Origin of the sequence: Corynebacterium sp. KPL2838 (genome assembly GCF_040225455.1) — a bacterium.
Classification (GTDB): Bacteria; Actinomycetota; Actinomycetes; order Mycobacteriales; family Mycobacteriaceae; genus Corynebacterium; species Corynebacterium rhinophilum.
Genome location: NZ_JBEHFT010000016.1, coordinates 26,137 through 49,019 on the forward strand (window position 1 = coordinate 26,137; position 22,883 = coordinate 49,019).

At 59.3% G+C, this 22,883-nt stretch carries 21 protein-coding genes; 7 read left to right on the plus strand and 14 right to left on the minus strand.

Going from position 1 to position 22,883, the window contains the following annotated elements; genetic code table 11:
• Positions 1-81: 81 nt before the first annotated feature.
• The 7 genes from ABRP98_RS06970 to rimP all read right to left on the minus strand — a co-directional run bounded on the left by ABRP98_RS06970 (position 82) and on the right by rimP (position 7,981).
• Positions 82-1,392: an MATE family efflux transporter gene (locus ABRP98_RS06970; RefSeq protein ID WP_284851998.1), complete on the minus strand. Its 1,311-nt coding sequence runs from the start codon at positions 1,390-1,392 to the stop codon at positions 82-84.
• Positions 1,382-2,350, minus strand: a complete 969-nt coding sequence (locus tag ABRP98_RS06975; protein ID WP_349858278.1) for a DHH family phosphoesterase — start codon at positions 2,348-2,350, stop codon at positions 1,382-1,384. Before ABRP98_RS06975 ends, ABRP98_RS06970 begins: the two co-directional genes overlap by 11 nt.
• Entirely contained in the window at positions 2,351-2,794 is a 444-nt protein-coding gene (rbfA, locus tag ABRP98_RS06980; protein ID WP_284784312.1) for a 30S ribosome-binding factor RbfA, read from the minus strand.
• A gap of 221 nt (positions 2,795-3,015) precedes the next feature.
• Positions 3,016-5,847 (minus strand): translation initiation factor IF-2, encoded by a 2,832-nt coding sequence (infB, locus tag ABRP98_RS06985; RefSeq protein ID WP_349858281.1) that lies wholly within the window; start codon positions 5,845-5,847, stop codon positions 3,016-3,018.
• A 107-nt stretch (positions 5,848-5,954) separates the two neighbouring features.
• On the minus strand, positions 5,955-6,317 hold the full coding sequence (locus ABRP98_RS06990; RefSeq protein WP_349858283.1) for a YlxR family protein: 363 nt from the start codon (positions 6,315-6,317) through the stop codon (positions 5,955-5,957).
• A gap of 84 nt (positions 6,318-6,401) precedes the next feature.
• Positions 6,402-7,418 carry a transcription termination factor NusA gene (gene nusA / locus ABRP98_RS06995; protein WP_349858285.1) on the minus strand — a complete coding sequence of 339 codons (1,017 nt, stop codon included), beginning with the start codon at positions 7,416-7,418 and terminating at the stop codon, positions 6,402-6,404.
• Between the two features lie 23 nt (positions 7,419-7,441).
• On the minus strand, positions 7,442-7,981 hold the full coding sequence (gene rimP, locus ABRP98_RS07000; protein WP_349858286.1) for a ribosome maturation factor RimP: 540 nt from the start codon (positions 7,979-7,981) through the stop codon (positions 7,442-7,444).
• 38 nt (positions 7,982-8,019) lie between these two features.
• On the opposite strand from rimP, the gene ABRP98_RS07005 reads away from it, so the two are divergent.
• Together ABRP98_RS07005 and ABRP98_RS07010 are read left to right on the plus strand one after the other, a co-directional pair.
• A complete protein-coding gene (locus tag ABRP98_RS07005; RefSeq protein WP_349858288.1) occupies positions 8,020-8,868 on the plus strand; it encodes a DUF4439 domain-containing protein in 849 nt (282 codons plus the stop codon).
• Positions 8,869-9,049: 181 nt separating this feature from the next.
• Complete coding sequence (locus tag ABRP98_RS07010) at positions 9,050-9,379, plus strand: transglycosylase family protein (RefSeq protein WP_502878788.1); 330 nt, start codon at positions 9,050-9,052, stop codon at positions 9,377-9,379.
• A 129-nt stretch (positions 9,380-9,508) separates the two neighbouring features.
• Here the strand turns inward: ABRP98_RS07010 and ABRP98_RS07015 are convergent, their stop codons facing one another.
• Entirely contained in the window at positions 9,509-9,871 is a 363-nt protein-coding gene (locus ABRP98_RS07015) for a DoxX family protein (RefSeq protein WP_349858291.1), read from the minus strand.
• Positions 9,872-9,931: 60 nt separating this feature from the next.
• Positions 9,932-11,701, minus strand: a complete 1,770-nt coding sequence (locus ABRP98_RS07020) for a proline--tRNA ligase (RefSeq protein ID WP_284782252.1) — start codon at positions 11,699-11,701, stop codon at positions 9,932-9,934.
• A 30-nt stretch (positions 11,702-11,731) separates the two neighbouring features.
• Here ABRP98_RS07020 and yaaA point away from each other — a divergent pair, with 30 nt between their 5' ends.
• Positions 11,732-12,454, plus strand: a complete 723-nt coding sequence (gene yaaA, locus ABRP98_RS07025) for a peroxide stress protein YaaA (RefSeq protein ID WP_349858293.1) — start codon at positions 11,732-11,734, stop codon at positions 12,452-12,454.
• 22 nt (positions 12,455-12,476) lie between these two features.
• Here yaaA and ABRP98_RS07030 read toward each other — a convergent pair whose 3' ends face one another.
• The 4 genes from ABRP98_RS07030 to ABRP98_RS07045 are packed head-to-tail and all read right to left on the minus strand — an operon-like array spanning position 12,477 to position 16,137.
• Positions 12,477-13,214 carry an ABC transporter permease gene (locus ABRP98_RS07030; protein WP_349858295.1) on the minus strand — a complete coding sequence of 246 codons (738 nt, stop codon included), beginning with the start codon at positions 13,212-13,214 and terminating at the stop codon, positions 12,477-12,479.
• A 28-nt stretch (positions 13,215-13,242) separates the two neighbouring features.
• Complete coding sequence (locus ABRP98_RS07035) at positions 13,243-14,142, minus strand: ABC transporter ATP-binding protein (RefSeq protein ID WP_349858297.1); 900 nt, start codon at positions 14,140-14,142, stop codon at positions 13,243-13,245.
• A gap of 59 nt (positions 14,143-14,201) precedes the next feature.
• The gene (locus ABRP98_RS07040) at positions 14,202-14,963 is read right to left on the minus strand and encodes a response regulator (RefSeq protein WP_349858298.1); all 762 of its coding nucleotides are present in this window, start codon (positions 14,961-14,963) and stop codon (positions 14,202-14,204) included.
• Complete coding sequence (locus ABRP98_RS07045) at positions 14,956-16,137, minus strand: sensor histidine kinase (protein WP_349858300.1); 1,182 nt, start codon at positions 16,135-16,137, stop codon at positions 14,956-14,958. The genes ABRP98_RS07040 and ABRP98_RS07045 overlap by 8 nt, the downstream gene beginning before the upstream one ends.
• Positions 16,138-16,203: 66 nt before the next feature.
• Here ABRP98_RS07045 and ABRP98_RS07050 point away from each other — a divergent pair, with 66 nt between their 5' ends.
• Both ABRP98_RS07050 and ABRP98_RS07055 read left to right on the plus strand, forming a co-directional pair.
• Positions 16,204-17,028: a PhzF family phenazine biosynthesis protein gene (locus tag ABRP98_RS07050; RefSeq protein ID WP_284796021.1), complete on the plus strand. Its 825-nt coding sequence runs from the start codon at positions 16,204-16,206 to the stop codon at positions 17,026-17,028.
• 1 nt (position 17,029) lies between these two features.
• Positions 17,030-18,385 (plus strand): protein adenylyltransferase SelO, encoded by a 1,356-nt coding sequence (locus ABRP98_RS07055; RefSeq protein WP_349858302.1) that lies wholly within the window; start codon positions 17,030-17,032, stop codon positions 18,383-18,385.
• A gap of 110 nt (positions 18,386-18,495) precedes the next feature.
• Here ABRP98_RS07055 and mqo read toward each other — a convergent pair whose 3' ends face one another.
• On the minus strand, positions 18,496-19,992 hold the full coding sequence (mqo, locus tag ABRP98_RS07060) for a malate dehydrogenase (quinone) (RefSeq protein ID WP_349858305.1): 1,497 nt from the start codon (positions 19,990-19,992) through the stop codon (positions 18,496-18,498).
• 285 nt (positions 19,993-20,277) lie between these two features.
• Here mqo and ABRP98_RS07065 point away from each other — a divergent pair, with 285 nt between their 5' ends.
• The gene (locus ABRP98_RS07065; RefSeq protein ID WP_349858307.1) at positions 20,278-21,315 is read left to right on the plus strand and encodes an alpha/beta hydrolase; all 1,038 of its coding nucleotides are present in this window, start codon (positions 20,278-20,280) and stop codon (positions 21,313-21,315) included.
• A 35-nt stretch (positions 21,316-21,350) separates the two neighbouring features.
• Positions 21,351-22,751 carry a mycothione reductase gene (gene mtr, locus ABRP98_RS07070; RefSeq protein ID WP_349858308.1) on the plus strand — a complete coding sequence of 467 codons (1,401 nt, stop codon included), beginning with the start codon at positions 21,351-21,353 and terminating at the stop codon, positions 22,749-22,751.
• Positions 22,752-22,883: the final 132 nt, after the last annotated feature.

A 22,883-nucleotide genomic window follows, 5' to 3' on the forward strand; every position in this document is an offset into this window, starting at 1 on the left:
CTCATCATCGTTACGGAGTCTCTCGCTGTAGTTAAATCTGTAGTGCTGTTGCTACTCGTTACAGTCACTGTAGCGCAGGTACTACTCTGCTACTACAGCCCATTTCATGGAATAGAAGCGGTAGACCACGCCGATGAGGCGGAAAGTAATGAATGCGGCCAAGCCGCACCACACGCCGGTAAGGCCCGTGCCCATGGCATGTGCGAGGAGCACCCCGGGCAAAAATCCCAGAAGAACCGAGGCAATAGTTAGGCTGCGCAAGAATGCCGCATCCCCTGCCCCCAATAGAACGCCGTCCAGGGCAAAGACCACGCCACCGGCGATGACCATGCCGACCAGGATCCACCACGGTTGGCTCATGGCATCGATGACCTCCTGCGAAGATGTAAAGACGCGCGGAATGATCCCGGCCCCGGCGGCGAAAACCAAGGCGAGGAAGCCTGAGAAAATGGTGGAATACATAACTACCTTGCTTCCCACGCTGCGCGCGTGGCGCGCCGAACCGGCACCCAAGGCCGCTCCAGTCAAGGCCTGAGCGGCAATGGCCAAGGAATCCAAAATCAGCGACATGAAATTCCACAGTTGCATCATGATTTGGTGGCCGCCCAACGCGGCTGTGCCCACGCGGGATACCACGGCCGTTGCGGTTAGAAAAGCCACCTGAAAGCTAGCGGAGCGCAAGATAAGGTCGCGGCCCAAAATCAGCTGTTCGCGCACGATGTGCCACCGAAATTTCCAAGAGCCTTCGTGCTGTTTATACAACTCGCGCACGAAGAGGCTCGCGATAATGCTCATTCCCAACACGGTGGCGATGGCAGATCCGGCAAGGCCCCACCAATACACGAATGCGGGTACGGCAATGGCTCCGGGAATCATTCCGGCAAGGGTGAAATAGAGCGGCTTCTTGGTATCTTGCACACCGCGCATCCAGCCATTTCCGGCCATTTCCACCAGCGTTACGGGAATCGCCAGGGCAGCGATCCGCAGCCACAGTGCGGTTCCGGCCGCAGTCGTAGGATCCCCGGTAAGCCACTGGGCAAAAACACCGCCGAAGATCCACATGATGAGGGCTAAAAGCCCACCCACGCCCAGGGCCACGTAGGTTGCTTGCACACCTTCTGCTACTGCCTCGGCGCGCTTTCCAGCGCCAAAAAGGCGGGACGAGCGAGCCGTCGTGCCATAGGACAGGAAGGTCAGCTGCGTGGTCACCACGGTATGGATCGTGGTTGCCGCGGCGAGCGAAGCCAATTCCTGGGCACCCAGGCGCCCCACCACTGCCGTATCGAGCAAGAGGTAGAGCGGCATCGCGGCCAGGACTCCAAGCGCAGGAAACGCGAGGCCGAAGACCTCGCGTGCGCTTACTGTCGTGGGGGTTGACTGCCTAGTGCTCATCGATGGCACTCACCAGCTCCGCGACGATTCGTTCTTCGCTTCCCGATGTCATATACCCGGCAGCGGGAATATGCCCGCCGCCGCCAAATTGGGTTGCCAGGGCGGCGCAATTGATCGTAGTCGAACGCAGCGATACCGCCCATATCCCAGGCGACTGTTCCTTAAAGACCACACCCAATTGCGTGCCCTCAAGGGCGCGCACGAAATCTACTAGGGACTCCACTGCGGAATCCGAATGACCTTCGATATCGGCCAAGCCTGCAACGAGGATGCCCACACCCATTTCACCAGCATGTTCAATGCGCAGCCCTGCTAGCACGCGGCCGACCATCTGGAGATCATCGGGAGTCGTGGCATCGAGCAGGTCCGTGGCAATCTGCTTGGTATCCAAGCCATAGTGCATCAAGCGCGTGGCCACATCGTGCATGCCAGGCCTGCCCCAACGGAAGCTACCCGTATCGGTCAAAAGACCCGCATACAGGCAGTGTGCGATGCTGCTTTCGATTTGCACCGACAGCATGTCCAGGATGGTCAATATGGCCACCGTGGTGGACTCGCACTCTGAATCAACCAAGTTTACTGAGCCAAACCCGGGATTGGACGAGTGGTGGTCGATGCACAGCACGCGCCCTGCCGTCGCCAGCTGGGCGATATCTGCGGAAAACAGTCCGGTGCGATCGATCGACCCACAATCCACGGTGACATAAAGGTCATATCCCTGCGGGAGCTCCCGCATGACCTTGACCTGATCTGCGCCGGGAATGGAGCAAAGATTAGGCGCAAAGTCCTTGTCCTGGCCAATGACCGCACAGGCTTCTTTCCCACTTTGTTGCACGGCTAAAAGCAACGCCGTGGCTGAACCAATGGCATCGGCATCCGGGCGCAAATGAGTGATAATACAGATGCTTTGCGCGCCAGAAATGGCATCGACTGCGTCCTGATATTCCTTGCGGGTCACTTAAGCCTCGTCTTCATCGGAGGTCTTATACGGATTGGCCTCGCCGGCGGGCTTAGCGTTTTCCTTCAATTTTGCTAGCTCTTCATCGCGAGCCCGAGCGCGCGCCAAGAGCTCTTCCATGTGCGCGGAGGCTTCCGGGACGGTATCGAGCTCAAAAGCAAGGGTTGGGGTAAAGCGGACGGACAACTGATCGCCGACGATCTTGCGCAATTGTCCCTTCGCGCGCTTAAGGGCTTCCTCAGCCTGGTCATAATCGGGTTCCGCATCGATATCGTGGCCACGCACCGTGTAAAAGACGGTAGCGTCGTGCAAATCACCGGTGACGCGGGCATCGGTCACGGTGACCATCTCCAGGCGGCGATCCTTAATCTGCAGCTCAATCGCACTAGCCACGATTTCCTGAATACGTTTTGCTAGCCGCGCCGCACGTGCGTGATCGACCATGAGAACCTCCAAGCTAAAGGGGAAAAATTTATTCCTAAATTACCGTGTCGCGGTATCAGAAACCACCAGTTTAGTTACTGACCGCACCCAATGGAAACCGCTTGAAAACCTCACACGCGAAAACGCGAAACGGCCCGCTCTACCTGCCGCACCTCGCGATCTCCCTCCGTAGAGAAAGAACCTTGAGGTGGGCACGCACAGCGGGCCGAAACTAGCAGCGACTAGTCGCGCGGTACCTCGACTTCTTCATAAGCCTGGATGATATCGCCTACCTGGATATCCGGGTAGGACAGCACCATACCGCACTCATAGCCGGCCTTGATCTCAGTAGCGTCGTCCTTTTCGTGACGCAGGGACTCGATCTTGGCATCGGCAGTAACCACGTTGTTATCGCGGAGCAGGCGAACCTTGCCGTTGCGGACAACCTTGCCTTCGGTGACCATACAACCGGCGATGGTACCCACCGAGGAGGACTTGAACAGGGCGCGGATTTCGGCCGCACCGGTGTCGCGCTCCTCGTAGATCGGCTTGAGCATGCCCTTGAGAGCGGCCTCGACTTCCTCGATGGCCTTGTAGATAACCGTGTAGTAGCGGATATCCACGCCCTCTTGGGTAGCGATCTCCGTGGCCTTGCCCTCCGAGCGAACATTGAACGCAATGATGACGGCATCGGAAGCGGCGGCCAACGAAATATTGGTCTCCGTTACGGCACCAACACCGCGGTCGATGATGTTGAGCTCGACTTCGTCCTCGGTCTTGATGTCCAACAGGGCATCTTCCAGCGCCTCGACGGAGCCGGCGTTGTCGCCCTTGAGAATGAGGTTGAGGGTCGAAGTCTCCTGCAATACCTTGTCCAGATCCTCCAGGGACACGCGCTTGCGCTGCTTTGCCTGCAAGGCAGAACGCTTACGAGCATCGCGCTGGTTAGCAATCTGGCGGGCCACGCGGTCATCATCAACCACGAGCAGGTTATCGCCAGCACCTGGAACGCCGGACAGGCCTTGCACCTGTACCGGGCGGGAAGGACCGGCTTCCTTGACGTCCTCACCAAACTCATCGAGCATGCGGCGCACGCGACCGTGTGCATCGCCTACCACGATGGAATCGCCGACGTGCAGCGTACCGCGCTGGACGATGACCGTAGCCACCGGGCCGCGACCGCGGTCCAAGTGAGCTTCGATGGCCACACCCTGGGCATCCATCTCTGGGTTAGCCGTGAGCTCGAGGGCGGCATCGGCAGTCAAGATGACGGACTCCAGCAGCTGGTCGATGTTCTGGCCCTGCTTAGCAGAGATATCCACGAACATCGTGTCGCCGCCGTACTCTTCTGGCACCAAGCCGTACTCCGTGAGCTGGCCACGGATCTTTTCCGGCTGGGCCTCCGGCTTATCCACCTTGTTCACGGCCACGACAACCGGGATATCGGCAGCCTTGGCGTGGTTGATGGCCTCAACCGTCTGTGGCATGACGCCGTCATCGGCGGCGACTACCAAGATGGCCAAGTCGGTGGACTTCGCACCGCGGGCACGCATGGCGGTAAAGGCCTCGTGACCAGGGGTATCCAGGAATGTGATGGTGCGCTCGCCATCCACGTCAACCGTGGTCTGGTAAGCACCGATTCCCTGGGTAATACCGCCGGCCTCGCCGGCTGCCTCATTGGTCTTACGGATGGTGTCCAACAGGCGGGTCTTACCGTGGTCAACGTGACCCATGACGGAGACGACTGGAGGGCGGTGTTCGAGGGCCTCTTCGCCACCTTCGTCCTCGCCGAATTGCAGGTCGAAGGACTCTAGCAGCTCGCGGTCCTCGTCTTCTGGGGAGACGACTTCTACCTTGTAGTTGATCTCGTCACCGAGCAGCTGCAGCGTATCTTCCGATACGGATGCGGTTGCGGTGACCATTTCACCAAGGTTGAACAGTGCCTGTACCAATGCTGCTGGATCGGCACCGATCTTCTCCGCGAAGTCAGACAGCGAAGCGCCGCGGCGCAGGCGGACGGTCTGTCCCTTGCCATCTGGCAAGCGGACGCCGCCTACGACGTGCTTCTGCTGCTCTTCAAACTCATGGCGCTTTTGCCGCTTCGACTTCTTGCCCTTGCGTGGTGCGCCACCTGGACGGCCGAATGCACCAGCGGTGCCGCCGCGACGCCCACCGCGTCCACCGCGGAAACCGCCGGGACGACCGCCGCCTGGGCCACCTGGACCACCAGGTCCGCCGTGACCACCTCGACCGCGGCCGCCGCGTCCACCACCGCTCGGTGCCTTGGAGGGCATCGAGGCAGGGTTCGGATGCGAAGGCATCATGGCTGGCGACGGACGACGTCCACCGCCGCCACCCTGGCCTTGGTTCTGATCCTGGCCCTGACGGTTAGTGCCGCCCTCGTTGCGGCCGCCGCGTTTTCCACCGCGGTTATCGCCGGGACGGTTGCCGCCGCGCTGCCCCTTGGAGCCACCGGGGCGTGGGCCTGGTCGATTGTCGCCGCCACCCGTGGAAAATGGGTTATTGGCTACGCGGCGGGATCCGCCGGGCTTAGGCATCGGTCGCGGAATGGCGTTGCCAGGGGTCGGACGCTCGCCCGACTTCTTGGCATCGCCTTGGCCTGCGTTTTGACCTGGCTTCGGTGCACCTTGGCCGGGCTTCGGTGCTGGCTTGCCAGCGGCAGCGCCCGGCTTTGGTGCTGCCTTACCAGGCTTGGGGGCAGCCTTAGCGGACCCTGCGCCTGGCTTCGGTGCGCCGGGCTTAGGGGCAGCGGATTTCGCTCCGCCCTGTGCGCCAGCGCCTGGCTTTGGCGCAGGCGATGCCTGCTTCTTGGCGCTGCCTTGACCGGGCTTAGCGGACTTAGCAGCTTTCTCAGCCTTATCTGCCTTAGCTTCGGTGGCATCGCCACCGGACTGTGCTTCATAGTGAGCACGCATCTTCTTGACCACCGGTGGTTCGATGGTCGAGGATGCGGTTTTCACGAACTCGCCTTGTTCTTTCAGGGTGGCGAGCAGTTCCTTGCTGGTTACTCCGAGCTGTTTTGCCAACTCGTGAACACGTAGCTTTCCGGGCACTTGTCTCCTCTTGGTATCGCCTAGGAGCCAAGGCCGCGAAAAACTGGCCTGACTCCTAGTTAAACGTTCTGGACTTTCATCGCTGATGCTTCATCGTTGTGCGCTCATCAGTGTTCGGTCTTCCTTTTTAACTCTGGTGTGTACGAATCTTGTGCAGCTTGTTCCGCACACGGTACTTTTTCGCCCTGTACATTTTCGCACTGTGCTTCCAAGTACCTACGTACCTGACCTGTGTCCACGGATGCGGACGTGCGGAGCGCGCGCTTGAAAGCATGTTTGCGCTCAGCTAGCTCGAGTGCAGAAAGCGTGGGGCTAATCCATGCGCCGCGGCCGGGAAGCCGCCGGAATGGATCCACCACCGCGCGGCTGCCTTGAGGATCATTGGCATCAATGACCACCCGCAGCAGCTCCGTATCGGGCATGCGGCGACGCGTAGCGATGCAAGTACGAAGCCGTTGAGTCTGCGACATCGAACTCCTTAACTTTCGCTGCGTCTGCATGTCCCTTTCTGCATCTGGGCCGTTTACTAGCCTACGCTATTTATCCGCATTTCCTTAATTCGCGTCCGCGTCTGAATGAATATCGATCTTCCAGCCGGTCAAACGGGCGGCTAGGCGCGCGTTCTGGCCTTCCTTACCAATGGCAAGGGACAGCTGGTAGTCAGGGACGATAACTCGCGCCACCTGCTCTTCGCTATCGAGCACGGTCACCTTGATCACCTTGGAGGGGGCCAAAGCATTGCCCACATATACGGTGGGATCCTCGCTGTAATCAATGATGTCGATCTTTTCCCCACCGAGCTGGCGCATGATGTTATTCACCCGCTGACCGCGCGGGCCAATGCACGCGCCCTTGGCGTTGAGGCCTTTAGCGTGGCCAATAACAGCGACCTTGGAGCGGTGCCCAGCTTCGCGGGCAATGGCGATCATTTCCACGCTGCCATCTGCAACTTCCGGAACTTCCAGTTCGAAAAGCCCGCGCACTAGCTCCGGGTGGGTCCTGGACAAGTTGATCTGCACATTGGCGCCATTGCGGTTTACGCCCACCACATACGCTTTGATGCGGTCACCGTGCTGCAGCTTCTCTCCGGGGATTTGTTCTGCGGGAAGCAAGATTCCGTCCTGCGATTCCAACTCGGAACCGAGCTGGACCACAACGATGCCGCGGGCATTGGCACGCGCATCGCGCTGGACGATGCCACTGACAACGCGCCCGCTAAGCTCCGAATAGGAATCAAAAGTGCGCTCGGCTTCGGCCTCGCGCAGCTTGCGCAAGATGGCTTCGCGCACGGCGCGTGCACCCACGCGGCCAAAGTTATCCGGGGTGTCATCGTACTCGCTGGTTACCTCCCCGGTTTCGGAGTCGCGCTCGGTAACGATGACACTGACGGCACCGGTGGTGGTATCGATGTCTACTCGGGACTTGGTGCCTTCGGCCTTGCCCTCCGCGGTGGATTCGCGGTAATCCAGGTAGGAATACAACAAGGCACTTGCGATCGACTCCAACAGGTCATTGACGGGGACCTGCCGTTCGGATTCGATGGTACGAAGTGCCTCAAGATCAATATTCACTTGTCTATCCTCTCGATTGCCGGTTAGCTCTCGGCTTCTGCAAATGGCTGGTGCACGGCGTCCAACTCACGCTGTGATGGCTGTGCAAACTCAATTTCTACCACTGCGTGGGCAATGTTTTCCAATCGCTCCACTTCTGTATGCACCTCGTTTTTCTCAGAGGTGATAAGGACAACGGCATTTTCGTCCGCGTTGAGCGCGCCGATGCGCGCGGTGTGGCTCGTGTCGTCGCCGCGATTAAAGGTCACCTTCCGTCCCTTGTTGCGGCGCCAGTGGCGCGGTGCGGTCAGCGGCAAATCCACACCGGGGGTAGAGACCTCCAAGGTATATCCGGCGCCAAAATTCAGCTCGCCCGCAGCCTCTTTTTCATCGAAGAAGGCCGAAATATCGTCGGAGACTTCCTCCAATACGTCAGAGCTGGGCCGCCTATCGCCATCGATGCGGATGATGACCTGTGATTTCTTTCCCGCCTTGGTGGTTTTAATATCCTCCACGTCCAGCCCGCGGGCTTCTAGGCGAGGTTGGAGCAAATCAGTTAATTGTTGTGCATCTGGGAAAGCCATGCCCACTAGCCTACGTCCTTCGAGGTACAGTCTTTTGGGTGAACCGCCGACGTATTGCTTTAACCTGTGTAGCCTCGACTGCCGCCCTGCCCGCCCTCGCGGGCTGTTCCGCAGTCGATTCCGTCGTCGACTATTTTGGCCCGCGCCCAGAAGACGCGCTCGAGCGCCTCGCCGTGGCCGCCGCGAGCGATAGCCTCGCCCTCCAGGGGGTTGATGATGTGGCCGCGGATATGCGCAGCTCGCAGGCCGATGCGCTGTATGAGGAGATTGCGCGCCTCTGCGGCACCGATGACCAAGGAAACGTCCCACACAGCTGTGAGGTGGAACGCCCGACGCAGGCACCACCTGCCACAGATTCCTCCCAGCTGCTAGAAGAAGCCGCCTCTGCCACAACGGAAGCCGCCGATGAGGTCAGTTCTGAGTCGCGGCCCATAGTCACGCAACAGGCCATCACGCTTAATGCCTGGCTGCCTGGCGATGTCCCCGATATTCCCACGCTCTCCCAGCCACACCGCGAGAGCGCGGCTGATTTGTTGCAGTGGGAATACGAGCAGGTCTTTGGCCTGGATTTCGCCCGGGCTTATAGCGATCCTGCTGCCGAGGGGCGCATCGATAAGCTCTTAAGCCTCCATCACCGCCGCATCGACCAACTGCAAGAGGCGCTTAGCCAGAATGGCGGGGCTCCCCAGCCGGAGCCTGCCTATTCTTCCGGCGCAGCCACGCTTCCCAGCGATGCGGACTCCGCTGCAGCCTTCCTCGATACCTTGGTTGAACTAGACGCAGACAAGTGGCACGCGGCTGCGGTGGCTGCCGCACAACAAGAAAGCCCAAACCAGGAGTGGCTGAACTGGTTAATCGGCATCGCCGCCGAAGCCAAGGCCGCATAGCTTCGAGTATTGACCCACCGTGTCTACCTGAACATTCACTGTCCGGCGGGCAGAGAAAAGTCAGCGAGTTATAGGCCGATATTCATTGATAATTCGTTCGGCCCTTACGTAATTTGGTGGATTACGTGCTTGGTGGAGATACCACAAGCCCCAAAACACAATGAGAAGGAGTGCTTTCTCAATGCGTACTAAGAAGACCTTGCTCACCATGGCCGCAGCTACGTTGGGCATCGTCGGCATTGCCGCACCAGCTGCCAACGCCGCCCCCGAAAGCGCGTGGGACCAGGTCGCCGCGTGCGAGTCCGGCGGTGACTGGCACATCAACACGGGCAATGGCTACCACGGCGGTCTGCAGTTCTCGCAGCAAACCTGGGCCGGTAGCGGCGGCACCCAGTACGCGCCTACCGCTGATCAAGCCACCAAGCAACAGCAGATCGAAATCGCTGAAAACGTTCTTGCCACCCAGGGTGCTGGCGCATGGCCTAATTGCGGCGGCCCCGTGGCTGGCTAATCGGCTTCCTCCCACAGCGGTAGCGTGATGCCGCCGCCAGCGCGGCATCACGCAGACAACCGACTCCCCCCCGGTATTCTTCTCGGGCCCTATTGCCCGGGAAAACAGGGGAGTCGGTTCTTTTTGGTTTTATGCCCTACCCTGCGCAACCTTCCATGCGTAGCGAATCAACGGAATCTGCAGCGGCAGCCGAATGATGTGATAAAGCTTCTTCGGCCATCCCGCATCGCGCTCGATCCAGGCGTGGTACATATTCGCCGGCCACACGGCAAGAAATAGCGCCGCGGCTGAGGCGCCACCGGATTCGCGGGTGGCGCGATCAGTAAGCAAACAGCCAGTAGCTATTTCCCAGGCGCCGGAGGCAAAGTTATACAACCGTGGCGAGCCCGGCAGCTGCGGCGGCACAATGGATTCGAAATTCTTCGCGCGTAGGAAATGCAACGCTCCCATGGTGATAAGAGCCGTGGGAAGCACCTTCTTATTAAGTCTCATGCTTCCCCACGATACCTTGCCGCTGCTTATGAGCGCTGGGCCTTGGCGCGGTGCTTTGAGCTAAGCCCGCACCAACTCGAGGAGTTTATCCACTATTTTCTCCGCTGGGACCTCCAGCGTTTCCTGCCCGCGGATGCGCAGCTCGATGATGCCATCTTTGAAGGCGCGTCCCAAGATGGCCACAAACGGCATGCCGAGCAGCTCTGCATCCTTGAACTTCACGCCTGGAGAGACCTTCGGGCGGTCATCAAAAAGCACCTCAAGGCCCGCCTGGGACAGCTCTTCTACCAACTTATCGCCGGCCTCCATGGCCGCTGCATCCTTATTCGCCACCGCCACGTGCACCTGGTACGGCGCCACCGCAACCGGCCAATTCAGGCCCTTATCATCGTGGCGCTGCTCTGCCAGCACGGCCAGCATGCGGGAGATGCCGATGCCATAAGAGCCCATCGTGGGAATAGCGCGCTTCCCGTTTTCATCAAGAATCTGCACGTCAAAAGCCTCGGTGTACTTCCGGCCCAACTGGAAGATGTGGCCCAGCTCGATGCCGCGCTGCAAAGCCAAGGTGCCCTGGTTATCTGGTGCGGGATCGCCCTCTTTAACCTCGGCCGCTTCCACAAACTCATCGACGTGGAAATCGCGGCCTGCCACGCAGCCCACGACGTAGCAGCTTTGTGCATCGGCGCCGGTGATCCAGGAAGATCCCTTGACCACGCGGGGATCGGCAAAGACCTTCACGCCATTGGAATTCAGCACGCGAGGGCCCACAAAGCCCTGCTCCAAGAAATCGTATTGCGCGTAAATCTTATCGCTTGCCAGGCTGAACTCGGCCGGTTCCAAGGCCGCTTCAAGGCGCTTGGGATCTAGTTCGCGGTCGCCCGGAATCAGCACGGCCGCCAGTTCCTTCTTCTCTTCAGAATCCTCTAGCGCCGGGTGGGTTACCTCCACCATGACGCACTTGAGGATATCTGTGGCCCGAACCTCATGGCCGTCGACCGCAATGTCCTCGGTCTTCGCCCAGTGCACAAGCGCTTCAATGGTGGCGGCATCCGGGGTCCGGTATTCCTTTGCCGCCGGCTGGCCCGCGATGTCCTTTTCTGGGGGCGCTTGGGTCACGACCGCCTCTACATTGGCTGCATAATCGCCCTCGGTAGAGCGAACAAAAAGGTCTTCGCCCACCTCAGAAACTGCCAAGAACTCCTCGGAGGCGGATCCGCCCATCGCCCCAGAAGTGGCCTTACAAATGGCGTAATCGATTTCCAAGCGGTCAAAAACATTTTGATACGCCTTGCGGTGGCGGGCGTAGGAGGAATCGAGGCCCTCATCGTTCATATCGAAGGAGTAGGAATCCTTCATCACGAACTCGCGCCCGCGCAGCACCCCGGCGCGGGGGCGTTCCTCGTCGCGGTACTTGGTCTGAATTTGATACAAGGTGACCGGGAAGTCCTTGTACGAGGAATACATGTCCTTAACGGCATTGGCAAACATTTCCTCGTGCGTGGGGCCCAGCAGCAAGTCCGCGTTCTTGCGGTCCTGCAGCCGGAATAGGTTGGGACCGTATTCCACCCAACGGTTGGTCTTTTCATAGGGCTCGCGCGGTAGCAGCGCCGGGAACAGCATCTCTTGCCCGCCTATGGCGTCCATTTCTTGGCGTACTACGTCTTCAATCTTGCGCAGGGTGCGCAGCCCCAACGGCAGCCAGGTATAAATGCCCGGCGCGACGCGGCGCACATAACCGGCACGCACCAGCAGCTTGTGGCTGGGGACCTCGGCATCGGCTGGGTCCTCACGAAGGGTGCGGAGAAATAGTTCAGAAAGGCGGGTAATCATGGTCAAAATATACATCGCTACCCTATCTATATGCTCATTGTCCTCCCTCCTTCAGAAACCAAGGCTCATGGCGGCACGGGAAAGCCGCTTGATTTTGCCAACCTATCTTTTCCCGAACTAAGCGATACCCGGCGCGAAATCGCCGCTGAGCTGCAGTCTCTTCCTATTGATGAGGCGATGGTTGTGCTCAAGCTCTCGGAGAAGCTACGCGGTGAGGCTGAATCGAACAATCAGCTTTTTACCACCCCCACCATGCCGGCACTCGAGCGCTATACTGGCGTGCTTTTTGATGCACTTTCTGCATCCACCCTTCCCTCATGGCAACGCCTTGCTATTGGCGATGCCCTCTTCGGGCTCCTGCGCGCGGACGACCCTATCCCCCATTACCGCTTATCGGGCGGTTCCAAGCTGGGCGGTCGCACCATGAAGTCTTATTGGGGCAAGCAGGTAACGCAGGCGTTAGAAAACATCGACGAGCTGGTGGTGGATCTGCGCTCGGGCACCTACCAGCAACTGGGCCGGCTGCCTTCGGCCGTGACGGTGCGGGTAGAAAGCGTGCAGCCGGATGGCTCGCGCAAGGTGGTCAGCCACTTTAATAAGCACTATAAAGGCCTGTTGGCCCGGGAGCTGGCGCTTTCGCCTGCCGATGCCTTCAGCGCCGCCGATGTCGCCGCTATTGCGCGCGCTGCCGGCATGACGGTAGAAGAACCACCGCACGGCTCAAGGGAGCTTACCCTCGTCGTATCCCCATAAGGTGTGAGTGCCCGCGGGGAGCCTAGACCACGGCGCGGCGTCGCTGGACGGCCGCGGCCCCGCCGAGGACCGCTACCACCATGGCCAAGACGATGACTCCGGATGCCCATTGCGGGGCCATGAGCCCGAAGGTGTCTTGGCCTTGAAAGAAGGTGCGCAGGTTGGCATCGGGCAAAATCTGCAGGATGATTTTGGCCCAGCCCATGTCCATCGAGGTCAGCACGCTTTCGATGACGAAGTATTCGATAATGAGCAGCATGGCCGCAAAGGTGCCGCTGCGCAGGATATAAGCCAGGCTAGTGGCCAGCAGGGTATAGACGATGTATTCCATAAAGGTAAACAGAAACACGGCGTTATCCGGGTAGTGCACGAAGCTGGAGAAGTCATACGAGCTGCCGAGCGCAGCGTTAAACAACATTCCGAGGACGCCGGCCAGGCCCGCGGCGGCGACGTTGGCCACGGTGATGACGAGGATTTGGCTCGAAAGCACCTGCAGGCGCCGATTGGTAGATAGGTAGCTCCAGGCTACGGTGCCTTTTTGTAGGTCTCCGCCGACTAGCGTGGCCGAGGAAAAGATCATGATGACCACGGCGAAGATGGCGCCGATGGCTAGATCGGAGGATTGGAGGGCGCTGTCGTCAGTGCGGAGAGCTCCCATCAGCACGTTGGCGGCTGTTAGCCCAACGGTGATGATAGCGAGGTAGACCCACGTAGAGCGCAGGGAAAATATCTTGCGGGATTCGGAAACGATGGTACTCATGGCTCGTCATCTGCCTTTCTTAAGCGAGTTATGCGGAGCGGTAATCCAGGTGATCTGCGGTAGCGCCAAGGAAGGCGTCTTCTAAGGAGGGGTGCTTGACCTCAAGGCTGCTGATGCGGATGCGGTGGTCAAAGCACAATTGGCCGACCTCATCGCGGTCTAGGCCGGTAATGCGCAGCACTTCCCCATCGAAGGAGGTTTGTGCCTGCGAACCGTGCAGCAAGCGGGCCAGTTCTTCTGGTTGGTCCACCACGACCTCCACGGTGGCGGCACCGGAGGCATTGACGAATTCTTCTACCGTTCCTTCGCCAACGAGCTTGCCCTTGCCGATGACCACTAGGCGGTCCGCCGTCAGCTGCATTTCTGACAACAGGTGGGAAGAAACCAGCACGGAGCATCCCCCAGCGGCGAATTCACGGATGCGGTCGCGCATCCAGTGCACGCCCTCAGGGTCGAGGCCGTTGACGGGTTCATCGAGAAGCAAGTGCTTAGGTTCTCCCATCATGGCGCAGGCAAGGCCGAGGCGCTGCTTCATGCCAAGCGAATAACCCCCGATGCGCTTTTTCGCCACCTTTCCGAGCCCAACACGCTCCAGGGTGTCATCGACGTGATCCATCGATACCCCCTGCAGCGCCGCCATATAACGTAGGTGCGCGCGGGCGCTGCGGCCGGGATGGAACCAATTGGCATCAAGCAAGGTGCCCACCGTGGAGGCGGGATCGGGTAGTTCGCGGAACGGTGTTCCATCGAATGTGGCGGTGCCGGAGGTGGGATTTTCTAGCCCCACGCACATGCGCATCGTGGTGGATTTGCCGGAGCCATTGGGCCCCAAGAACCCGGTGACTTGGCCATCGGGAACCTCAAAGGAGAGGTTGTCTACTGCTGTAAAGGAACCGAATTTCTTAGAAAGCTGTGTGACTGTGAGCATGGTTTTATCGTGTCGTTTTCCCGGCGCGATGTAACCATCCTCGAAGCGGATTTAGCGGTTCATCCCTGGGGATGAGAGAGCAGCTCTTCCACGGTGACCACCCCATGGGTATAGGCATACAGCACGGCCTGGACGCGGTCGCGGGACCCAGTCTTGGTCAGCACGTGGCGCACGTGGGTCTTGACCGTTGCCATGGAGACAAATTCCTCTTCAGAGATTTCGGTATTCGAATATCCCAGCGCCATAAGCCTTAAAATATCCATCTCGCGCGGGGTAAGTTCCGCGGACGGCGGAGCCGTCGCGGTGGTGGTGCCTGGCTGTGCAGCCGCAGCGGTGTGCGCAGCCGAGTGCGCCTTCCTGCTGTCCCCACCCTCCTCGCTGCGGACTTGTTGGAGCACCTGAGCTGTAATGCGCGGTGAGAGCACGGCCTCGCCTGAGTGCACGGTGCGAATGGCTGAGAGCAGCTCCTCGGGTTCGACGTCTTTGAGCAAGAATCCGGATGCCCCGGCAGAGATTGCGCCGTGGACAAAGTTGTGATCATCAAAGGTGGTCAGCATGATGACCTTGGTATCTGGGAATTCAGGGAGCACTTCCTCCGTGGCCGCAATGCCATTGACCCGCGCCATCTGCACGTCCATGAGGATGATATCGACGGGCTCTTGCCGCGCCAGGTCCAGTACCTCATCGCCGTCGGAGGCCTGCCAGACCACGCTCATATCCTCCTGCGAGCCAATCAGCATGGCGAACCCGGCGCGCAGGAGCGGTTGGTCATCGACAAGCGCAATGCGAATGGGCTCAGGTTCCTGTTCCGGATTAGACATGCGGTACCTCCACAGTGATTGCAAACGTTTCATCCTCGGCCTTGGTGGACACACTGCCACCATAGGCCTTCACACGCTCTTTCATCCCGATGAGCCCATAGCCGGGACTGTGATCCTCGTCCGGCTGCGCCATGGGGTTGTGCCCCTCGATAACAAGCGCCGACTTATCGCTGCGAAAGCGCAGAGTTCCCCTGTTCTGGTTGGAGTATTTGAGCATATTCGTCAGTATCTCCTGCACGATGCGGTATATGGTGAATTGATAAAGCTCGTCGCTATCGGCGGGTAACTTTTCCATGCCGTAAACGGTGATATCGAAGCCAGCGCGCCGGGCCTCTGAAAATAGGCCTGCGATGTCTGAGGTGCCTGGGGCTTTGGTTTCCCCGCGCGCGTCTTCTTCGCGCAAGACGGATAGCAGGCTACGCATCTGTCTTAAGGATTCGCGGGAGGTGGAGGCGATGGTATCGAGCGCCTCCGTGGCTACCTTGGGGTCTTTTGCAGCGGCGAACCGGGCGCCATCGGCAAGCGCAATGACCCCGGCGAGGTTGTGGGCGACGATATCGTGCATCTCGCGGGCGATGCGGTTGCGCTCCACGGCGCCGGCCATCTCCGCGCGCTCAATGAGCAGCTGTTGACCCTCCCGGCGCTTCCGGTTATTGGTGCCGAGCAAGTAGAAAAAGCCGAGGACCGGCCAGCCGAGCAAGATCGTGCCGGCATAGGCAAGCAGCGGGCTCATGGTCGCATCGCCTAAGCCGATATCGCTGCCTGCGAAGACCTTTTCACCAAACAGGCTTGCGGTGGTTCCCGCCAGGGAGCCCAGGGCAATCCATGCAAGCCAGATATAGCGCAAGCGCTTGCGCGAGTGCGTGCCAATGAGAAAAGCCGTGTAGGCGAAAATCGGGGCGTGGAAGTTCGCCAGGGAGGCCAAGGGCGTAAAAATGCACAACGTCATCGTGCCGGCGATGAAGAAAATGGACTTTTCTTGCAGCTTGGGATGCAGCCACAGCGCAAGCGGAATGCCGACGGTGTACAAGACCGCCACGATGGCCTGGAAGGGTGAATCGGTGTGCAAAAAGTTCGCGGCGTTGGGCAAAAGCACGCCGAAGAACACAGGGATGAGGATTCGCCACGGCGGGCCAATCCAGTCGCGCAGACGATCCGGCCAAAGCTTAGACATAAGGGCAAGGCTAGCGCAGAAGCTAACCCGCCGGCCTCATCCTCAGGGCTGACTAGACTGGCTGGCATGCAACTCCAGTTCTTTGAAGTCGATGTCTTTGCCACCTCGGCGTTTTCCGGTAACCCGCTCGCCGTCGTGGCCCATGCCGATGGGCTCTCGACGCAACAGATGCAGGCCATCGCGCACTGGACCAATTTTTCTGAAACCACGTTTTTGCTTGAGCCCACCGATCCCGCGGCGGACTATCGCGTGCGCATTTTTACCCCGCACGAGGAATTTGATTTCGCCGGCCACCCCACCTTGGGTAGCGCCGCCGTCTGGCGGGCGCTCGGCAATGAACCTCAAAAGGAAGGCACCATTGTGCAGGAATGCGGGGTAGGGTTGGTCTCCGTGCGCGAGCGCGAGGCAGTTTATTCTTTTGCCACCCCACCCCTGCGCGCTGGCGGTCCCCTGAGCAATGCTGAACTTGCAGAGGCCTGCGCGGGATTGAATATCTCGGAAGCAGACGTCCTTGATTCCGCCTGGGTGGATAATGGGCCCGGCTGGCGGCTTATACAGCTGCGCGATGCCGCGGCCGTGCGCGCGGTTCAGCCCGCTGCCACTCGTCCCAAGGTGGGCGTGGTGGGAATGCGTGATAGCGCCGCAGACGCGGGCTCCGCTGCCTATGAAGTGCGCGCGTTTACCGCAGAATTCGAGGATCCCGTCACCGGCTCTTTCAACGGCGGGGCCGCGCAATTCATGCGCTCGCGCGGGCTGGTTCCCGCCCGCTACACCGCCTGCCAGGGCAGCCAGCTGGGAAGAAACGGCGAGGTCTTTATCCACGATGACGGCACCGATATTTGGGTCGGTGGCCGCGTCCACATCCGCGTGCAAGGACAATTGGAGGTCTAAAATGCACCTACACCACGACTATGCCGATCACCTGCCGGAATTTGTGGCGGCAACCCACGGCGAAGAACAACCGGATCCTAAGCTCGTAGTCCTCAATGAAGAGCTGGCAGTGCAGCTGGGCCTGGATACTGACTGGCTGCGCTCTGCAGACGGCCTGGATTTCCTTTTAGGCCGCGACAGTGGGCATGCCATGGCCTATTCCGGCTTCCAATTCGGCTCTTTCAACCCACAGATGGGCGATGGCCGGGCCATGCTCTTGGGCGAGGTGGACAAAGACGGAAAACTGTGGGATCTCCACGCCAAGGGCACGGGGCTTACCCCCTATTCGCGGTTGGGTGCCGATGGCCGCGGCACCCTCTCGTCCATGCTGCGCGAGTACTTGGTTTCTGAGGCCATGCACGCCCTCGGCGTACCCACCACCCGCTCGCTTGCTGTGATTTCTACCGGCCGTCCCATCCAGCGCGGCCACGTGCAGCCGGCTGGCGTCCTGGTCCGCGTGGCGGCAAGCCATATCCGGGTCGGAACTTTTCACTATGCCGCGCAGTCTGGCCGCCTCCAAGACCTCGCGGACTATGCCATAGCGCGCCACTGCCCTGGGGCAGATTACCGGGAGTTTTTCCAAGGCGTCATGGACCGCCAGATTGCCACCGTGTCTTCGTGGATGCGCTTGGGCTTTATCCACGGGGTGATGAATACGGATAACACCACCATCTCCGGCGAAACCATTGATTACGGCCCGTGTGCCTTTATGGAGTCCTACTCGCCCGATACGGTATTTTCCAGCATTGACCAGCAGGGACGCTATGCCTTTGGCAATCAACCAGCGATCTTGGGCTGGAACCTCGCCCGGCTCGCGGAATCGCTGGTGCCGCTATTCGATGCCGATATCAATGCCGGGGTCGAATTCGCGCAAGAGACCATCAATGGGTTTCAGGAGAAATTCGCCTCCCAGCGCCGCAGCGATCTGGCAAGCGCCCTCGATACCTCCACCGAGGTAGCCTCGGCCTACTTTACTGCCATGCAGCTTTACCGGCCGGATATCACGCTGGCGCACCGTGCGCTTGCCGATGCCGCCCGCGGCCGCACCCTTCCTGCCCAAGAACTATTTAAGGAATCGGACTTCGTGGATAGCTACCTAGCCACTCACCCCTCCCCGGATGCCGTGGATGCTGCAATGCCCCGGGTCATTCCCCGCAATATGGCCGTCGAAGCCGCACTGCGCGCCGCTGAGGCAGGCGATATGCAGCCCTTTACTGATCTGCTCCACGCCGCGACCCATCCGTGGCAGCCGAATCCGTCTTACGAACAACCCGATCCGGATGGGCTTGCAGGTTTTCTTACCTACTGCGGTACCTAATTTTCTAACAACTCCGAATTCAGGGGTTGGGCATCACAAAGCCCTCCGCGCAATAGGTTTTGCACGGAGGGCAGGGGCCAGGAATTAGCCCAAAGCCGAAGGGTGGGTGTTTAGCGCTCCAGCTTCAGCGTCTTCTGGGTGTATTCCCACATCTCGTTGTAGAAGTCCTCATCATTGGCCAGCTTCATGCCGTAGGACGGGACCATCTCGCGAATCTTATCGCTCCAGTCAATCATGCGCTCGCCAAAGCAACGCTCGAGCAGCTCCAGCATGACGGCTGGGGCAATGGAAGCACCCGGGGAAGCGCCGAGCAGGCCGGCAATATTGCCTTCCTGGTTATTGACCAATGCGGTTCCGAACTCGAGGGAACCGAAACGCGGGGCGCCTGCAGGCTTAATGACCTGTACGCGCTGACCGGCAATCACGGTCTCCCAGTCGCTTTCCTTCGCATTCGGGACGTATTCACGCAGGGATTCGACGCGGTCAGAGAAGTCCTTGCGCACCTCATCAATGAGGTACTTGGTCAGGCCGAATTCCTGTACCGCAACACCCAGGTAGGAGGTGATGTTATCCGGGCGGATAGACTTGAAAAGGTCCAGGTAGGATCCCTTCTTCAAGAACTTCGGGCTCCAACCGCCGTACGGGCCAAACAGCAGGCCCTTCTCGCCGTCGATAACGCGGGTATCCAGGTGCGGCACGGACATCGGAGGAGCACCGACTGCTGCCTTACCGTAGACCTTGGCCTGGTGCTGCTCAATAAGCTCCGGGTTCTTGGCGCGCAGCCACAGGCCGGAAATGGGAAATCCGGCGTAGCCTGCTACTTCTTTCACCTTTGCCTTGCGCAGCAGATCCAGTGCGTAGCCACCGGCACCGACGAAGACGAACTTCGCCTTCACCACGGTGATATCGCCGGTGTGCTTGTTCTTGGAATAGACCTTCCAGTCATTTCCATCGCGGTCGATATCGAAGACCTCGTGGCCGTAACGGATCTCCGTTCCAGATGCGCGCGCAGCGGTCAGAAACTGTTTGGCTAGGGCGCCGAAGTTCACATCGGTTCCGACTTCGGTCCAAGAGATAGCGACTTTATTGGAAAAGTCGCGGCCGTCCGCCATAAGCGGCAGCTTCTCCGCAAAGGTGGATTCATCATCAGAGAACTGCATGCCGGGGAACATGTGCTTTTCACTCAGCACCTCGTAGCGGCGCTTCAGGTAGTCCGCCTGGATTTCACCTTGAGCGAAGGACACGTGTGGGACTGGGTTGATGAACTCGCTAGGTTCAGTCAGGATGCCGTTGTTGAGCTGGTGGGACCAGAACTGGCGCGACTTCTGGAACTTCTCGTTGGTGGCAATGGCCTTAGAGATATCGATGCGGCCGTTCTTCTCTGGCGTGTAGTTGAGCTCGCACAGAGCAGAGTGACCGGTACCGGCGTTATTCCACGGAGAGGAGGATTCCAGGGCGGGGCCATCAAGGCGCTCAAAGATCATCTGGGTCCAGCTCGGCTCCAGCTCGCGGAGCATAGCGCCCAGGGTGGCGCTCATGATGCCGGCACCGACCAGTGCGACATCAACCTCATCTACAACTTGTGCTGTCTTCTTTGCTGAGGACACTGTGTTATAACCTCTTCGGATTGAAAATTTATATACATCGGCGCATTCTGCACCATATATTTTAAGCGCTTTGCGCCCCACACCGCGACTGTTTTGCACAGACAACCTGCCGATGTGTCACGCATTAACGCCTTACCTTACGCTTTTCTCCACTCGATTGGTTTTTCTCCCCCACCCTGGCCGCCACATTATAGGACGCCGTGTAATACACTTCACATTGAGTGGAAGTAATGGCAGGTCACGCAGCTACCGTAGCGAACCCCTAGAGTTGACTAGACTCGTGTCATGGCTACAGCAACTCCGTCATGGGGGCCCGATATCCTCGGCCCCGATTTTCAATCAGCCACCCTCGACCTTGGCCCCGATCCCGATGGCGAGGGGGACGTTGTCACCACCCTCGTCCATTACGCACCAGGATCAAGCGAAGGCTCCGGGGCGGCGGGCTCTGCCGATTCTTCATCGCCTTCCCGCCCGGCCTTGGTGTGGCTGCACGGGATGACTGACTACTTCTTTCACTCACACGTTGCAGAACACTTTGCGGCGCAAGGCTATGACTTCTATGCGGTCGATCTGCGCAAATGCGGCCGCTCGCATAGGCCTGGCCAGTCCTGGCACTACGTTTCAGATTTGTCCTTATATAACGCGGATCTTTCCGCGGCCCTCGATGCCATTGCGAATGACAAGGTAATCATTATGGCCCACTCCACCGGTGGCCTGATTGCGCCGCTATGGATGGACTTTTTACGCCGCCATGATCCGGAGCGGTTCTCCCGCCTTAAGGGGCTGATTCTCAATAGCCCTTGGCTCGACATGATGGGCGTTCCCGGTTGGGCAGTCTCCGCGCTGAAGCCTGTCATATATTCCACCGCCAAAATTGCACCCAAGACCGCCTTGTTTGGGGACAGCCTCACTGCCTACGGCGAATCGGTGCACAGTGATTACTACGGCGAGTGGGACTATGACCTCAGCATGAAACCCCTAGCTGGGCATAAAAAATATATCGGATGGTTGGCCGCCGTATTCCACGGTTTCGATGCCATTCACAGCGGCCGTATTAACACCGGAGTCCCCGTATTGACGCTGCAATCTACCCGCTCCCTATTGGGAACTCCGTACTGCGATGCGGTCAATCATGCGGATTGCATCATCGATGTCGCCCAGACCCGGCGGTGGGCAAAAGAGCTCGACGCGCACTACACGCTGCATTCCATCGAAGGCGCGCGCCACGATGTCTTTTTATCCCTCCCCCACCCCCTAGAAGAGGCCTTCGCAGCGTGCGATGCGTGGCTTCCCACCATCGTGGAAGCCCCTACACCAGCATAAATACCCGAATTGGACACATGAATTAAGGTACAAATATGACCACAATTGATACAGCAAATACTCCTGCCGCAGAGGAACACTTCGACCTCATCATCATCGGCACCGGTTCCGGCAACTCCATTGCTAACCGCGACTTTCACGATAAGAAGATTGCCATCATCGAAAAGGGCCGTTTCGGTGGCACCTGCTTGAACGTCGGCTGCATCCCCACCAAGATGTACGTCTACGCCGCCGATGTCGCCCTCGCCGCCCGCGAAGGCGAGCGCCTCGGTATTGATGCCCAGGTCAACAACGTGGAGTGGAGCTCCATCGTGGAGCGCGTCTTCCACAACCGCATTGACCAGATCGCCCAAAGCGGCGAGGACTACCGCCGCGGTGACAAGACCCCAAATATCACCGTCTACGATGAGCACGCTCGCTTCGTTGGCCCTAAGACCATCCAGACCGGCGATCACGTCATCAGCGCCGACCAGATCGTCGTCGCTACTGGCTCCCGCCCGGTAATCCCTGAGGTCTACGCCAATTCCGGCGTGAAGTACTACACCAACGAAGACATCATGCGGATGGACCGCCAACCAGAAAGCCTGATCATCGTAGGCGGCGGCTATATCGCCATGGAGTTTGCCCACGTCTTCGATGGCCTCGGCACCAAGGTCACCGTGGTCAACCGCAGTGAGACTCTGCTGCGCCACCTCGACTCCGATATCTCTTCGCGCTTCAACGAGCTTGCCCGCGAGCGTTTTGATGTGCGGATTGCTAATGGCACCAAGCTGGAAGAAACCGACAAGGGTGTGAAGCTCGAGCTCGATAATGGCGATACCCTCGAGGCAGATGCGATCCTGGTCGCCACTGGCCGCAAGCCGAACGGCGATCTCATGGATGTGGACAACGCCGGCATCAAGCTACTGGACAATGGCCGCATTTCCACCGATGCTCATGGCCTCACGGATGCAGAGGGCGTATGGGCGCTTGGCGATGTCTCTTCGCCCTACATGCTCAAGCACGTTGCCAATGCCGAAGCCCGCACCATCCAGCACAACCTGCTCCACCCAGAGGATCTGCAGGAGCTTCCGCACGACAACGTTCCTGCCGCCATCTTCACCCACCCACAGATCGCTACTGTGGGCTTGAAGGAAGAAGAAGCTCGGGAGCAGGGCTTCGATGTCACCGTGAAGATTCAGAACTTCGGCGACGTGGCCTACGGCTGGGCCATGGAAGATACCACGGGTATTTGCAAGCTGATTGCGGACCGCAAGACGGGCCAGCTCCTCGGTGCCCACTTGATGGGCCCGCAGTCCTCCACCCTGATCCAGCAGCTGATTACCGTAATGACCTACGAGATCGACCTGCGAGACTTTGCCCGCAAGCAGTACTGGATCCACCCAGCTCTTCCTGAGGTCGTAGAAAACGCCATCTTGGGTCTCGAGTGGGACTAGGCCCCAAAGGCCCCATAGCTAAAGCCGCCTCCCCGACCCTCGCGCAGTAATTCACGGGTTAAACGACAAAACGTGTTGTTTTTCGGCGTGTCGAGTTAAACGACATTTTGTGTTGGTGGGGGTAGGGGTTTA

What these genes read in the sequence shown, in the direction of transcription:
- ABRP98_RS07030 (WP_349858295.1), bottom strand. Translation starts at nt 13,214, where the DNA reads ATGAGTACCATCGTTTCCGAATCCCGCAAGATATTTTCCCTGCGCTCT.
- ABRP98_RS07035 (WP_349858297.1), bottom strand. Translation starts at nt 14,142, where the DNA reads ATGCTCACAGTCACACAGCTTTCTAAGAAATTCGGTTCCTTTACAGCA.
- yaaA (WP_349858293.1), top strand. Translation starts at nt 11,732, where the DNA reads ATGCTCATTGTCCTCCCTCCTTCAGAAACCAAGGCTCATGGCGGCACG.
- ABRP98_RS07015 (WP_349858291.1), bottom strand. Translation starts at nt 9,871, where the DNA reads ATGAGACTTAATAAGAAGGTGCTTCCCACGGCTCTTATCACCATGGGA.
- ABRP98_RS07045 (WP_349858300.1), bottom strand. Translation starts at nt 16,137, where the DNA reads ATGTCTAAGCTTTGGCCGGATCGTCTGCGCGACTGGATTGGCCCGCCG.
- ABRP98_RS06970 (WP_284851998.1), bottom strand. Translation starts at nt 1,392, where the DNA reads ATGAGCACTAGGCAGTCAACCCCCACGACAGTAAGCGCACGCGAGGTC.
- ABRP98_RS07065 (WP_349858307.1), top strand. Translation starts at nt 20,278, where the DNA reads ATGGCTACAGCAACTCCGTCATGGGGGCCCGATATCCTCGGCCCCGAT.
- rimP (WP_349858286.1), bottom strand. Translation starts at nt 7,981, where the DNA reads ATGGCTTTCCCAGATGCACAACAATTAACTGATTTGCTCCAACCTCGC.
- ABRP98_RS07055 (WP_349858302.1), top strand. Translation starts at nt 17,030, where the DNA reads ATGCACCTACACCACGACTATGCCGATCACCTGCCGGAATTTGTGGCG.
- ABRP98_RS06990 (WP_349858283.1), bottom strand. Translation starts at nt 6,317, where the DNA reads ATGTCGCAGACTCAACGGCTTCGTACTTGCATCGCTACGCGTCGCCGC.
- ABRP98_RS07020 (WP_284782252.1), bottom strand. Translation starts at nt 11,701, where the DNA reads ATGATTACCCGCCTTTCTGAACTATTTCTCCGCACCCTTCGTGAGGAC.
- ABRP98_RS07050 (WP_284796021.1), top strand. Translation starts at nt 16,204, where the DNA reads ATGCAACTCCAGTTCTTTGAAGTCGATGTCTTTGCCACCTCGGCGTTT.
- ABRP98_RS07040 (WP_349858298.1), bottom strand. Translation starts at nt 14,963, where the DNA reads ATGTCTAATCCGGAACAGGAACCTGAGCCCATTCGCATTGCGCTTGTC.
- rbfA (WP_284784312.1), bottom strand. Translation starts at nt 2,794, where the DNA reads ATGGTCGATCACGCACGTGCGGCGCGGCTAGCAAAACGTATTCAGGAA.
- mtr (WP_349858308.1), top strand. Translation starts at nt 21,351, where the DNA reads ATGACCACAATTGATACAGCAAATACTCCTGCCGCAGAGGAACACTTC.
- ABRP98_RS07010 (WP_502878788.1), top strand. Translation starts at nt 9,050, where the DNA reads ATGCGTACTAAGAAGACCTTGCTCACCATGGCCGCAGCTACGTTGGGC.